Raw genomic sequence first — 13002 nt, forward strand, 5'->3', positions numbered from 1 at the left:
CACGCGATCCGTCATTATAGGGACGGTGCGTGTCACGCCGGCAGTGCGTCTTCGTCCTTTTTCCGGGCGTCGCCGTTCGGCAGCAACTGGCACGCGAGCAGGCCGGCCAGCATCAGCGCGCAGCCGACGAGCGCGCGCAGCGTCAGCGTTTCGCCGAGCGCGGCCCAGCCGGCGACTGCCGCGAATACGCCTTCCATGCTGAAGATCACGGCTGCGTGCGCGGGCGCCGCGTCGCGTTGCGCGACGACCTGCATCGTATAGCCGACCCCGACCGACAGCAGGCCGCCGTACAGCAGCGTCGGCAGCGCGTTGCGCAGCATCGTGCCGCTGACCGGCTCGATGACGAGGCCGACCGCGAGGCACGCCGCGCCGCACACGACGAATTGCATGAACGCGAGCACGAGCGGATTGTGGCGCTTCGCGAAATGGCCGACGGCCATCACGTGCGCGGCGATGATCACGGCGCCGGCGAGCTGGAACCAGTCGCCGTACAGCACCGAGAATTGCTCGTTGATGCTGAGGAAATACAGGCCGATCGCCGCGAGCAGCGCGCCGAACCACGTGCCCGGGCCGATCCGGTGACGGGCGAACACACCCATCAGCGGCACGATCACGACGTACAGCGAGCTGATGAAGCCCGCGTTGGCGATGCGCGTGTACTGCAGGCCGATCTGCTGCAGCGAAATCGATACCGCCAGCAACCCGCCGAGTGCGAGGCCCGGCAGCAGCAGCGTCGGCTCACGGCGGATCGCCGCGAGCTGCGTGCGCGACGCCGTGTTCAGCATCAGCAGCGGCACCAGCACCAGCGCGCCGAGCAGGAAACGGAGCCCCGTGAACAGGAACGGCCCGATCACGTCGAGGCTCAGGCGCTGGGCGACGAACGCGGAACCCCAGATCGCGGCGGCGGCGAGCATCAGCAGGTTGGCTCGGAGGTGCTTGCGGGCTTCGGGCTTCATTGGAATTCTTCTGGAGATTGCGGGCGGCGGAACCCGTTAGTTTACGCCGAGATTGCAAGGCTGTCGGCAAACCTGCGCAACGCGGCGCCGGCACGTGCATCGCGCACGCGCGAATACAGCACGACCTGCGACAGCGGCAGCGGCGGCAGCCCGAATTTCGCGCCGACGTCGACCAGTGTGCGCGGCGCAACCCGCCGCGCCAGCGGGCAGACCGCGAGCCCCGCGGCGGCGGCGGCCGTGACCGCCGCCACGCCGCCGCCCGTGAAGCGCTCGCGCCACGGCCGTCCCGCATGGTCGAGCGCGCGCAGCGCGGCGGCCCGCACGCCGCACGGGCCGGCCAGCACCGCGAGCGGCAGCGGTTCGCCCGCGCGCGGTACCCAGTCCGGCGCGGCGAGCCAGGCCAGCGGTTCGGAAAACAGCAGCGTGCCGTCCTCGCGCGGCGGGTCTTCGCCTGGCTCGTGCCGCACGATCACCGCATCGAACCGGCGTTCGTCGTATTGCGCGAGCAGGTTCGTCGACGTGCCGAGATGCATTTCGAGCGACAACCCCGGATCCTGCCGATGCAGGCTCGTGAGCACGGCCGGCAGGTCGGGCACGGCGACGTGCTCGCTGACGCCGAGCGACAGCCGATGCGTGCCGGCCGAGATCGCACCGAGCGCATGATCGTGCGCATCGAGCAGGGCGCGGGCGGCCGGCAGGAAATTCTCGCCGTCGGCGGCCAGCTTGACGACGCGTGGCGTACGCGCGAGCAGCGGCTTGCCGAGGTGGGCCTCGAGCCGCTTCAGCTTCAGGCTGACGGCCGATTGCGTGGTGCCGAGCGCATCGGCGGCGCGCGTGAAGCTGGCGAGATCGGCGACCAGCACGAACGCACGGACAGCATCGAGATCAAGGACTTTCATTTTCGATGTAAATGGATGAAATATTCATCAATGACTGTTCATTATAGTTTGGCGAGCCTAACCTGACGCTGAGTTTCCGTTCTTCAACGTCACCTTCACCGACAGGAGCAGGACCATGCCCTTTACCCGTATTGCAGTTCGCGAAGGCAAGCCGGCCGCCTACCGTGCGGCGCTCGTCGACGGCGTGCATCGCGCGCTGATGCACACGTTCAACGTGCCCGAGGACGACATCTTCATGGTCGTCACCGAGCACGCGGCCGAGAATTTCGTGTTCGGTCGTCACTACCTCGATATCGAACGCAGCGACGATCTCGTGATGATCCAGATCACCGCGAACAACACGCGCACGCTCGAGCAGAAGCGGGCGCTGTACCGGGCGATCGCGGACAACCTCGCGCAGCAGCCGGGCGTGCGGCAGCAGGACGTATTCATCAGTCTTGTCGAGGTGCTGAAGGAGGACTGGTCGTTCGGCAACGGCCTCGCGCAATACGCCGTTTGACCTGCGACAGCGCGACAGGGCCAGATCGTCGCCTGCGAGTTTTCGCGACGTGTACTATGGAAGCAGCTTCACGGGTGACGCCGGCGCGATCGATGCGCCGGCAGTTCTTCATGTGCAGGAGCCTCCATGTCGCGTGTGCTGGAAATCGTGTTGTCGCTGTCGCTGGAAGGGTGGCCGGTCAAGGCCGCGAGTCGCGCCCGCGGGGCGCAGCGTGATTTCGGCGCTGAACTCGTGCGCGCGTGGCGGATCTGCCCGCAGGTCCGGATGCGCCGCGGCCACGAGCGCGTGACGATCGAGCCGTGCCAGATCGAGGAGGCCGAGTCGAGCCCAGGCGCGAACTGGTGGACGTGGGTCGAGTCGAACGCACATGGAAGGCGTGTGGTCGCGTCGCGCACGAAGGCGTTTGCGCCAGGCGTGACTGCGCGCGAACTGTTCGACGCGGAGCATGAGGGCATCGCCGTCGCGATGCCGCTGCCCGTGCCCGAGGCGGCTGCCGCGGCCGAGGCCGATGCACCTGCCGACGAAGCGGATGGCGTCGCGCCCGACGCCGCAGTGCCCCCGGCCTCAGGCGTGCAGCCGGAATCGTCGGCGCTGCGCCTCGTCAGCGAACGGCGGCGCGGGCGCTGGGCCGACGACAGCGGCGTCGTGGTCGAGATGACGCTTGACGACGTCACGCTGCATCGCGGCAGCGAGCCGCCGCGCCGCTACGTCGAGCTGCGCCTTGCCGCGCCCGACTGGGAAACCTTGCCCGCGCGTACCGCCGCGCTGCATGCGCTGTTTGCCGCGGCGCGCGAATTGAGCGGCGCGTGGCCCGCATTCGTGCAGCTCACGAGCGTGATCGATCGCGCATGCGCGGCCGAGCCGGCCGCCGACGGGGCCGTCAAGGCCAGGCTCGTCGACCTGACCGGCGTGCGCACGCAGCGCGCCGCGCTGTTCGCGCTGTCCGGCGACATCACCGCGCAATGGCTCGGCAACGAGGGCGGGGTGCTCGAGCACGACGATCCCGAATTCGTGCACCAGATGCGTGTCGCGCTGCGCCGCCTGCGCACGCTGATGCGCTTCTTCCCGCGCTTTGCCGATCGCCAGTGGCGCGACACGCTCGGTGTCGACCTGCGCTGGCTTGCGTCGCTGCTCGGCACGGTGCGTGACTGGGACGTGTTCGCGACCGAAAGCCTGCCCGCACTGATCGCGGCCGACGGCGGCGACGGCGAGTGGAACGGTACGCTCGACGCCGCGCGCGCGCAGTGCGCGGCCGCGCGGGTCGAGTTGCGGCAGGCGCTGCATTCGGCTCGCTATGCGCGGCTCACGCTCGGCTGGCTCGAGTGGCTGAGCTCGCTTGCGCTGCCGGCCGCCGAAGACGGCGACGCGCCCTCGCTGCGGCGCCACGCGACGAAGCGCGTGCGGCGGCTGTTCGGTCATCTGTACGCGTCGCCGTCGCTGACGTCGCTCGATACGGCCGCGCGCCATCAGGTGCGGATCGATGCGAAGCGGCTGCGCTATGCGCTCGAATTCTTCGCGTCGCTGGCGTCGCGCCGCACGCGCACCGAGACGGTCAAGACGCTCACGCGCGTGCAGAGCGTGCTCGGCGAAGCGAACGACACGATGGTCGCGCTGCAGCACCTCGAAAAATTGGCTGCGCCGCCGTACCAGCTCGGTTTCGTGCGTGGCTACGGCGCGGCGCTCGAACAGCGCGCGGCGCGCGACGCCGAAACGCTGCTGGCCAGCCTGCGGCCGCCGAAGCTCGACGGCAAGCCCGGTTGACTGGCCCGCGCTGACTATAATGGCCGCCCGATTCCCGCACGCATCCCGATGACCGACGCACCGCATTCTTCCCCGTCTGCCGAACCGCTCGAACTGGGCGGTGAGCTGTGGCTGCGCGCCGGCGAGCAGACGCTCGGCGGCACCACGCGCATCGCGTTGCTCGCGGCGATCGGCGACACCGGTTCGATCACGCGCGCGGCGAAGGCCGTCGGCCTCAGCTACAAGGCTGCGTGGGATGCGGTCGACACGATGAACAACCTTGCCGGCGAACCGCTCGTCGCGCGTTCGACGGGCGGCAAGGGCGGAGGCGGCACGACGCTGACGCCGCGCGCCACGTCGCTGATCGCCGCGTTCCGTACGATCGAGCGCGAGCATCGCCGGTTCATCGAGGCCGCGAGCGCGGCCGTGGCCGGGTTCGACGTCGACTGGGCGCTGATCGGCCGGATCGGGATGAAGACCAGCGCGCGCAACCAGTTGTTCGGCAAGGTCGCATCGATCGTGCGCGGCACCGTCAACGACGAGGTCACGCTCGCGTTGCCCGGCGGACAGCCGATCGTGGCCGTGCTGACGCACGAAAGCGCCGATGCGCTCGGCCTGCAGGTCGGCGCGGACGCCTGCGCGCTGGTGAAGGCGTCGTGGGTCGTGCTTGCGGTCGACGATGGCGAGCACGAGTTGAAGGTGTCCGCACGGAACCAGTTGCGCGGCAGTGTGGAGACCGTCGCGGCGGGCGCGGTGAACAGCGAGGTGACGCTGGCGCTCGACGGCGGCGGGACGCTGACGGCCGTCGTGACCAACGAGAGCGTCGCTGCACTGCAGCTCGACGCCGGCAGGCCGGCGATCGCGCTGTTCAAGGCGTCGAGCGTGATTCTTGCGGTGACGGGCTGACGAAGCAGGCCGGGCGGCGCGCGTCGACGATCATGTGACGGGCGGGGCGAAGCCGGCATCGCACAGCGCCTGCACGGCTCCGGCTTCGTTTCCGCTTTCAGCCTATGCCGCTACACGCGGCTTCTCTCAGGATCCAACCTGCCTGCCACGACCACGGCCTCGCGCGCTCACATGACGCGCGTCGGCCACTCGGCGTGCGGCGGAGTCGCCTGCACGCGTCCTTCGCTCAACTGCACGACCTGGTCGCCGAACGCGGCGACATCGTCGGGATCGTGCGAGATCAGCACCATCGGGATATCGAGCCGCGCCTGCAGCTCCGCGAGTTCGTGACGCATGCGCTGGCGCATGGCACCGTCTAGCGCCGCGAACGGTTCGTCGAGCAGCAAAATCCGCGGTTGCGCGACCAGTGCGCGCGCCAGCGCGACGCGCTGTTTCTGCCCGCCCGACAATTGCGATGGATACTGCCCCGCGAGCGCTTCGAGATCGAACGCCTGCAGCCAGTACGCGACTTCCGGCGGCACCGCTTTCGCGCGCGGGTTGCGCAGCCCCGACGTGAGCCCGAATGCAATGTTCTGGCGCACGTTCAGATGCGGAAACAGCGCGTAATCCTGGAACAGGTACGCGACGCGCCGCTCGCGGGTCGGCACGTCGATGCGGCGCGCGGCGTCGAACAGCGGTTCGTCGTTCAGCGTGATCGTACCTTCGTCGGGCGACAGCAGGCCGGCGATTGCCTGCAGCGTCATGCTCTTGCCCGCACCGGACGGCCCGAACAGCACGACGCGCTGCGTCGTTGCCGTGAACGACACGTCGAGCGTGAAGCGTCGCTCGGCGTTTGCGTAGGTCTTGCGGATATCGACGACGAGGCTCATGCGCGCCTCCGCCGAAGCCGCTCGACCGCGAAAGACGATGAACGAGGCGAGCGCTTCATGTCAGCTGGCTCCGCCGGGCGCGCGACGGCACGAGCCAGCCGGTCGCGAGCAGTACGAGCACGCAGGTGATCGACGTCACCAGCACGAGGAAGTTGGCGGTGCTGTCGTCGCCGGCCTGCACGGCCGCGTAGATCGCGACCGACAGCGTCTGCGTGCGGCCGGGCAGGTTGCCCGCGATCATCAGCGTCGCGCCGAACTCGCCGAGCGCGCGTGCGAACGCGAGCAGCGCGCCCGCGAGAATGCCGCGCGTGGCGAGCGGCAGGGTCACGCGGAAAAACACCGCGACTTCGCCGAGCCCGAGCGTGCGCGCGGCGCGTTCGAGGTGCGGATCGACGCCTTCGAACGCCGCCCGTGCCGACTTCAGGATCAATGGAAACGCGACGACCATCGATGCGATCACCGCGCCTTGCCACGTGAAGACGAGCTCGATCCCGAGCTTGTCGAGCCATGCGCCGAACACGCCGCGCCGGCCGAGCAGCACGAGCAGGTAATAGCCGAGTACCGTCGGCGGCAGCACGAGCGGCAGCGTCAGCACGGAATCGACGACGTCCCGCAGCGGCGAGCGCCAGCGCGCGAGCATGAACGCGGCCGCGACGCCGAGCACGATGTCGAGCGCGGTTGCCCAGCCGGCAACCTTCAACGACAGCAGCAGCGGTACCCAGGCGTCTTGCATCGCGCTACGCTCACTTGCCCGCGGGCTTGAAGCCGAACGTCGAGAGCACGGCCTGGCCCTGCGGCGACGCGACGAAGTCGATGAACGACTGCGCCTGCGCGGCGTGGCGGCTGTCCTTGACCACGGCGATCGGATAGGTGATGGCCGTCTTCGTCGGCACGGTCAGCGCGACTTTCACGCGGCCCGGCATGATCGCGGCGTCGGTACCGAACACGAAGCCCGCATCGACCTCGCCGCGCGCGACATAGTCGAGGCTCTGGCGCACGTTGGCGGCCAGCACGCCCTTCGCGCTGACGGCGTCCCACAGGCCGGCCGCGCGCAGCGCGCCTTCCGTGTAGCGACCGACCGGCACCGATGCCGGGTCGCCATACGCGATGCGCTTCACGCCGGGCGCGGTCAGGTCGTTCAACGACTTCGGTGCGGTGGCCTTGCTGTCCGCCGGCACGATCAGCACGAGCGAATTCGCCGCGAAATCGCGACGCGTGCCGGGCACGATCACCTTTTCGTCGGCCGCGCGATCCATCGCCTTCTGGTCGGCCGACGCGAACACGTCGGCCGGCGCGCCCTTGGCGATCTGCTGCATCAGCACGTCCGACGCGCCGAAGTTGAACAGCACCCTGGTATCCGGATGCTGCTTCTCGTACGCATCGCCGACGGCCTTGAACGCGTTCGTCAGGCTGGCGGCGGCCGACACGACCAGTTCGTCTGCTGCGGAAGCGGGCGCGCTGAACGCGATGCCGGCAGCGGCAAGCGTGGCGATCGGCAGCAGGCGAAGCAGGGTGCGGCGAAGCGGACGGACGGTTGAGCGCATGGTGGAGTCGTTTCGAACGGGTGGAAACCGTAATCGTAATATAGGGCGGGTTATAACGCTCGACATAGTGCTCATGCGGCCGCGCGCATGGAATGGTCAGACCTGAAAAGGGGCGGGCGTAACGGCCGGGCGGCCGGTCACGTACGGAGCGTTTGCGGCGACGACCGGGTGCGCTGCAGCGACGACGGCTGCGATGCGGGGCGGTAGTTCGGGTTGGCCTTCCAGCGCGCACGGACGAACGGGCGCTCGTGGCCCGACAGTTGCAGCGCCACCTTGGTGACCCAGCGGTGCGACGGCACTGTGATGCCGTGCAGCGCCACCGTGACGAGCGCGAGGCTTGCGACGACCGCGGGCACCGACCAGCGGTGCGGCACCGCGCGCCACGAACCGGCGATGAACGCGAGCGCGGCGATCGCGCCGACGATGCAGCCGGTGATCGATTCGGACGGCGAATGGGCGTCGAGTGCGACGCGCGACACGCCGACCGCGACGCCGGCCGCGAGCCCGAGCGCGATGCCGGCGAGTCGCACTGGCGCGCGGGTGCGGATCAGCGCCAGGAAAATCGCGACCGGATAGACCGACGTCGACAGCATCGCATGGCCGCTGAACCCCGTGAAATCCCACTTGCGGATGCCGATCCCCCAGCCGAGGAACGCGATCTTCGTGAGCGCGACCACGCCGATCGCGGCTGCGAGCACGCCGAGCCACGCCGCCGCGCGTTGCCACGAGTAGCCGAGCGTGAGCCAGACGGCGATCGTGATCGCGAGCGGCAAGGTCAGGCCGGCGCCGCCGAACGCGGTGATCATGATCCACAGGTGAGACGACAGGTCGAACATCGGGAAGGGGACGAACGAAGGCGGGGAAGATGCTTAAATCAACGCGCGAGCCGGGAAGAACGACTACAACGGATACAAGCGGCGAAGCCCCAGTATAGCGCCGCGTGCGCACGAGCCCCGTTTTTTGCGCGGGCGGGAACTATCCGCGCGCAGGAAAAATCCCATAAACAATGTTATGGTGCATTGCACAAAGACGAACGATGCATCCGTTGTGGTGCCCTTATTTTTCCTGACTGCGAGCCCGATCGATGACCAAAAGTCTGACCAAGGTGTGGCTGGGCGGCATGAAACGCATGCTGTCTCCGGCCGCCAAGCGCGCGGCGCGCGATGCGCAGCGCATCACACGTGACGCACTCGAGGCCGCGGCTTCTCCCGCCGTATCCGATCTGTCCCCGCCGCGCGAATCGCGCGTGCGACCGCGCGCGGCCGCATGGGCGGCCGGCGAGTGGACGCGCGGCGAACATCCGATGGCCCCCGCGCTCGGGCGCCTCGTCCAGAATCTCGCGTACGGCCTCTACGTGCCGCCCGGCCGCCGGCGTGGTGCGATGCCGCTCGTGGTGATGCTGCACGGCTGCCAACAGTCCGTCGATGAATTCGTGCAGGGCACGCGGATGAACCTGCTGGCCGACAAGCACGGCTTCGCGGTGCTGTATCCGGAACAGTCGCTGCGCGCGCACGCGCACGGCTGCTGGCACTGGTATGAAGACACCGACCGCGCAGGCCGCGGCGAGGCGAACGCGGTGGCGTCGCTCGTCGACGCGCTCGTCGATGAACATGGTTTCGACGCGTCGCGTGTCTATGTCGCGGGGCTGTCGGCCGGCGCGGGTCTCGCGTCGCTTCTTGCGCTGCACCATCCGGACCGTTTCGCGGCGGTGGCCCTGCATTCGGGCCCTGCGCTCGGGGAGGCGACTTCGGGCATTACCGCGATGGACGTGATGCGGCGCGGCGTGCGCCAGAACCCGGCGGCGGCGGTCGATGCGCTGGTCGATGCCGCCGCGTATCCGGGCATGCCGGCGCTGGTCGTCCAGGGCGACGGCGACCACGTGGTCGCGCCGAAGAATGCGGACCAGCTGACGGTGCAGTTCATGCGCCTGAACGGGCTTGCCGATAGCCGCGGCGCGCTGCGCGGCGGCGAGCGAGTGGAGACGCGCGACGCCGGCGCGCAGATCACCGACGTCTGCCGTGACGGCGAGCCTGTCGTGCGGCTCTGCCATGTGAAAGGGCTCGACCACGCATGGGCCGGCGGCGACGAAGCCGTGCCGTTCCACGCGGCGGTCGGCCCCGATGCGAGCGCGATGATCTGGGCCTTTTTCGAAACCCAGCGCCGCACTGTGGCGACTTGACGACGCACCGTCTGATCGACGCTGGCCAAAGACTAGGGTTTTCCCTATAATTCGGGAAAACCCTAGTCAAAGAACCTTTGGATTGCGAGATCAACCATGTACCTGCTGAGCCACCTCTTCCTGATGCTGACCAAGAACGCTGAAAAGGCCTCGAAAGAGCGCGCCGACGCGTATCTGGCCGAAGCCACCGACATCTATGATCTCGAATTCCGCATGCGCAAGATCGACCGCGAAGCGGCGATGAACCGCCCGTACACGTTCGGTTCGCGCTAAGAAGCGCAGGGCGGGCAGCCAGGTCCGCCGCTCCGGCGAGTCACGCAGCAGAAAAGGGCGCGTGCGGCACCATGCCGCACGCGCCCTTTTTGCATTCCAGGCCTTGTGTCGCGTCAGACGACCGTCAGGCGCACCGGCACGTTGTTACGCGTCGCGTTCGAATACGGGCACACGTGGTGTGCCTTTTCGACCAACGCTTGAGCGTCGGCCTTGTCGAGCCCCGGCAGCGACACGCGCAGTTCGATGTCGAGCCCGAAGCCGCCTGCGTCGTTCGGGCCGATGCCCACTTCAGCGGTAACCTGCGTATCGGCCGGCAATGCCTTCTTGTCCTGACCGGCGACGAATTTCATCGCGCTCAGGAAACAGGCCGAGTAACCTGCGGCAAACAGCTGCTCCGGATTCGTGCCTTCCGCGCCCGTGCCGCCGAGTTCGCGCGGCGCGGCCAGCTTGACTTCCAGCTTGTTGTCAGCGGATACCGCGCGGCCGTCGCGGCCACCCGTGCTCGTGGCGCTGGTCTTGTACAGAATGTTCATCGTGCAGCTCCTGTCTGGAAAAGGGAGGAAAAGCGGTCCGGTCGAACGGGGTATCGCCGGCCACCCACAAACAATAGAACACAAATCATTTGTGTGCAAATGAATTTTTGAAGAAAAGGCCCGGGAGTGCCGGGCCGGTTCATCGAGGCCCGCCTGTCAGCGCTCGTTCGCGGCCGACAGGGCGTCGCGCAACTGCTGGAGATCGGCGCGCAGCCTGACCAGGAAATCGGGGGATTGCTGCATCGCGCAAAAGAGATCGGCCGGTACTGACCGCGCGCGCTCCTTCAGTGCACGGCCTTCCGGCGTCACAAGGACGTTCACGATGCGTTCGTCGGTTGCGCTGCGCACGCGCTCGACGTAGCCGAGCGCCTCCAGCCGCTTCAAAAGGGGCGTGACCGTGGCCGGGTCGAGGTCGAGCCGCGCGGCGATGTCTTTCACGGCGATGTCGTCGCGCTCCCACAGCACGAGCATCGCGAGATATTGGGGATAGGTCAGCGACAGCTTGTCGAGCAGCGGCTTGTACGCCTTCGTCATTGCGTGCGAAGTCGAGTAGAGCGCGAAGCAGAGTTGCTCGTCGAGCGTCTGGGGCAGCGGAGGCAGGCGGTCCATGATTCGGGCGGCGCGGAGAACGCGCGAACAATTTGTACGCAAATCATTTTGCGCGCAAAAGATCGGGATGAACAGGGGCGGCCGACGAAGGGCCGTGGTCGACGGAGGCAAGGGGAAGGGCGGGTGCACCGGGTTTTGGCCCGGTGCGGAGAGCGGCGGGCCGGCGACGCGCGCCGGCCGGAGGGGCTTCAGCGGCCCGACGTGGGGGGCGTCGCGCCGGGTTCCTGTACGCCGAAACAGCCGCGATAGGTCGCGTAGAACGAGCAGTACAGCATCGTGACGATGATGATCGTCACCGGCATCATGATCGTCAGCGCGTAGGCGCCGGCGCCGAGCGCCTGCAGCAGCAGCGACAGCGCGAGCGACGTGCCGAGCGCGACGGCGAACCACAGCACGCCATACACGACGAACGCGCCGCGATTGCGCCAGCAGCTGACGACGCTGAAGAACAGCGCCTTGGCGGGCGGGACGTCATGCCACGCGACCAGCACCGGTGCGAACCAGAACAGCATCGCGACCGGCAGGTAGAGCAGCGTCGCGAAGAACAGCGCGCCGAGCGTGCCTTGCGCGGCGAGCGCTTCCGGCGTCGTGCCGGCTTCGTCCGCCGCGCCCATCATCACGTGAAACAGCGCGCCGCCATCCACGAACGACGAAGCGGCGAACACGATCACCATCGACGCGACGTAGATCACGCCGAGCACGAGCAGCCGCTGGGTCGCGACGGTGCCGTACGAACGGAAGCCGTCGACGAGGATCGTCGGCATCACGGGCTTGCCGGCCACCGTGTCGCGGCACGCGGCCATGAAGCCGACCGCGACGCCGGGAATGAATACCAGCGGCAGCGCGGAGCCGATCACGGGCACCATCGATATCAGCGTGATCGCCAGCAGGTACGTGAAGAACAGGGTGATGAACGCGAGCGGATTCCGGCGGAACAGCCAGACGCCTTGACGGAACCAGACATAGCCCGTTTTGGCGGGCACTTCGATCAGTTGCATGCGGTGTGGATCTCGTGAAGCGCGGGCGTATGCGCGATACGCTCGCGCAGGATGCGTTCGAAATGGCCGGGGTCGTGCGGCTTGAGCATCTCGGCCGCGCGCGGCAGGTAGAAGTCGTACAGGCGCGACACCCAGAAGCGGTACGCGCCCGCGCGCAGCATGTCGCTCCAGTGGCGGCGCTCCTCGGCCGTGAACGGCCGCACGGTCTGGTACGCGCGCAGCAGCGCGTCGGCGCGCGCGACGTCGAGCACGCCGGTCGCGAGGTCGACGCACCAGTCGTTGACCGTGACCGCGACGTCGAACAGCCACTTGTCGCAGCCCGCGAAATAGAAGTCGAAGAAGCCGCCGAGCCGCACGTCGTGGCCGGTGTCGGGCGCCGCGTGCGCGAACAGCACGTTGTCGCGGAACAGGTCGCAATGGCACGGCCCGGCCGGCAGCGCCGCGTAGTCGTCCGATGCGAAGAAGCTGGCTTGGTGCGCGAGTTCGCCTTCCAGCAGCGCGCGCTGCTCGTCCGTGATGAACGGCACGATCGCCGGCACGTTCTCCTGCCACCACGGCAGGCTGCGCAGGTTCGGCTGGTTGCGCGGATAGTCGCGACCGGCGAGGTGCAGGCGCGCGAGCATCTGGCCGACCTCGATGCAGTGTTCGACCCCCGGCGCCAGTTCGGCCGAGCCGTCGAGCTTCGTGACGATCGCGGCCGGCTTGCCGTGCAGCTCGCCGAACAGCGCGCCGTCGTCACGCGGGATCGGATCCGGCACCGGCACGCCGTGGCCGGCCAGATGGCGCATCAGGTCGAGATAGAACGGCAGTTGCTGCGCCGTGAGCTTTTCGAAGATCGTGAGGACGTACTCGCCGCGCGTCGTCGTCAGGAAGAAATTGCTGTTTTCGATACCGGACGGAATGCCGCGAAACGCGAGCACGTCGCCCAGTTCGTAGTGGCGCATCCATTGCGCGAGATCGGAGTCGGAAACAGCAGTGAAAACGGCCATGCGGGATG

Annotated in this window: 15 protein-coding genes; 5 read left to right on the plus strand and 10 right to left on the minus strand. The window is 68.1% G+C overall.

Annotation, left to right across the window (positions count from 1 at the left end):
• Window positions 1-32 precede the first annotated feature (32 nt).
• Entirely contained in the window at window positions 33-956 is a 924-nt protein-coding gene (locus LXE91_RS29830) for a DMT family transporter (protein ID WP_039358050.1), read from the minus strand.
• Window positions 957-997: 41 nt separating this feature from the next.
• Window positions 998-1855, minus strand: a complete 858-nt coding sequence (locus LXE91_RS29835; RefSeq protein WP_039358052.1) for a LysR family transcriptional regulator — start codon at window positions 1853-1855, stop codon at window positions 998-1000.
• Between the two features lie 115 nt (window positions 1856-1970).
• Here LXE91_RS29835 and LXE91_RS29840 point away from each other — a divergent pair, with 115 nt between their 5' ends.
• The 3 genes from LXE91_RS29840 (at window position 1971) to LXE91_RS29850 (ending at window position 5000) form a co-directional block, all read left to right on the plus strand.
• Window positions 1971-2354: a tautomerase family protein gene (locus LXE91_RS29840; protein ID WP_011355834.1), complete on the plus strand. Its 384-nt coding sequence runs from the start codon at window positions 1971-1973 to the stop codon at window positions 2352-2354.
• Between the two features lie 126 nt (window positions 2355-2480).
• On the plus strand, window positions 2481-4115 hold the full coding sequence (locus tag LXE91_RS29845; protein WP_039358057.1) for a CHAD domain-containing protein: 1635 nt from the start codon (window positions 2481-2483) through the stop codon (window positions 4113-4115).
• Between the two features lie 48 nt (window positions 4116-4163).
• A complete protein-coding gene (locus LXE91_RS29850; RefSeq protein WP_039358060.1) occupies window positions 4164-5000 on the plus strand; it encodes a TOBE domain-containing protein in 837 nt (278 codons plus the stop codon).
• Between the two features lie 167 nt (window positions 5001-5167).
• On the opposite strand, the gene LXE91_RS29855 is transcribed toward LXE91_RS29850, so the two are convergent.
• The 4 genes from LXE91_RS29855 to LXE91_RS29870 all read right to left on the minus strand — a co-directional run bounded on the left by LXE91_RS29855 (window position 5168) and on the right by LXE91_RS29870 (window position 8249).
• A complete protein-coding gene (locus LXE91_RS29855; protein ID WP_039358063.1) occupies window positions 5168-5869 on the minus strand; it encodes a sulfate/molybdate ABC transporter ATP-binding protein in 702 nt (233 codons plus the stop codon).
• A 55-nt stretch (window positions 5870-5924) separates the two neighbouring features.
• Window positions 5925-6602: a molybdate ABC transporter permease subunit gene (gene modB / locus LXE91_RS29860; protein ID WP_039358066.1), complete on the minus strand. Its 678-nt coding sequence runs from the start codon at window positions 6600-6602 to the stop codon at window positions 5925-5927.
• 10 nt (window positions 6603-6612) lie between these two features.
• Window positions 6613-7413, minus strand: a complete 801-nt coding sequence (modA, locus tag LXE91_RS29865; RefSeq protein ID WP_039358067.1) for a molybdate ABC transporter substrate-binding protein — start codon at window positions 7411-7413, stop codon at window positions 6613-6615.
• A gap of 137 nt (window positions 7414-7550) precedes the next feature.
• Entirely contained in the window at window positions 7551-8249 is a 699-nt protein-coding gene (locus LXE91_RS29870) for a phosphatase PAP2 family protein (RefSeq protein ID WP_039358069.1), read from the minus strand.
• 248 nt (window positions 8250-8497) lie between these two features.
• Here LXE91_RS29870 and LXE91_RS29875 point away from each other — a divergent pair, with 248 nt between their 5' ends.
• Together LXE91_RS29875 and LXE91_RS29880 are read left to right on the plus strand one after the other, a co-directional pair.
• Window positions 8498-9592 (plus strand): extracellular catalytic domain type 1 short-chain-length polyhydroxyalkanoate depolymerase, encoded by a 1095-nt coding sequence (locus tag LXE91_RS29875; RefSeq protein ID WP_039358072.1) that lies wholly within the window; start codon window positions 8498-8500, stop codon window positions 9590-9592.
• A gap of 96 nt (window positions 9593-9688) precedes the next feature.
• Complete coding sequence (locus tag LXE91_RS29880; RefSeq protein ID WP_069251078.1) at window positions 9689-9865, plus strand: DUF3563 family protein; 177 nt, start codon at window positions 9689-9691, stop codon at window positions 9863-9865.
• Window positions 9866-9978: 113 nt separating this feature from the next.
• Here the strand turns inward: LXE91_RS29880 and LXE91_RS29885 are convergent, their stop codons facing one another.
• The 4 genes from LXE91_RS29885 to LXE91_RS29900 all read right to left on the minus strand — a co-directional run bounded on the left by LXE91_RS29885 (window position 9979) and on the right by LXE91_RS29900 (window position 12994).
• The gene (locus tag LXE91_RS29885; protein WP_039358076.1) at window positions 9979-10398 is read right to left on the minus strand and encodes an organic hydroperoxide resistance protein; all 420 of its coding nucleotides are present in this window, start codon (window positions 10396-10398) and stop codon (window positions 9979-9981) included.
• Window positions 10399-10554: 156 nt separating this feature from the next.
• Window positions 10555-11007, minus strand: coding sequence for a MarR family winged helix-turn-helix transcriptional regulator (locus LXE91_RS29890; protein ID WP_039358079.1), 453 nt, complete (start codon window positions 11005-11007; stop codon window positions 10555-10557).
• Between the two features lie 188 nt (window positions 11008-11195).
• On the minus strand, window positions 11196-12005 hold the full coding sequence (locus tag LXE91_RS29895) for a BPSS1780 family membrane protein (RefSeq protein ID WP_039358082.1): 810 nt from the start codon (window positions 12003-12005) through the stop codon (window positions 11196-11198).
• Window positions 11996-12994, minus strand: coding sequence for a homoserine kinase (locus tag LXE91_RS29900; RefSeq protein ID WP_039358084.1), 999 nt, complete (start codon window positions 12992-12994; stop codon window positions 11996-11998). The genes LXE91_RS29895 and LXE91_RS29900 overlap by 10 nt, the downstream gene beginning before the upstream one ends.
• Window positions 12995-13002: the final 8 nt, after the last annotated feature.

This window comes from Burkholderia contaminans (assembly GCF_029633825.1).
Classification (GTDB): domain Bacteria; phylum Pseudomonadota; class Gammaproteobacteria; order Burkholderiales; family Burkholderiaceae; genus Burkholderia; species Burkholderia contaminans.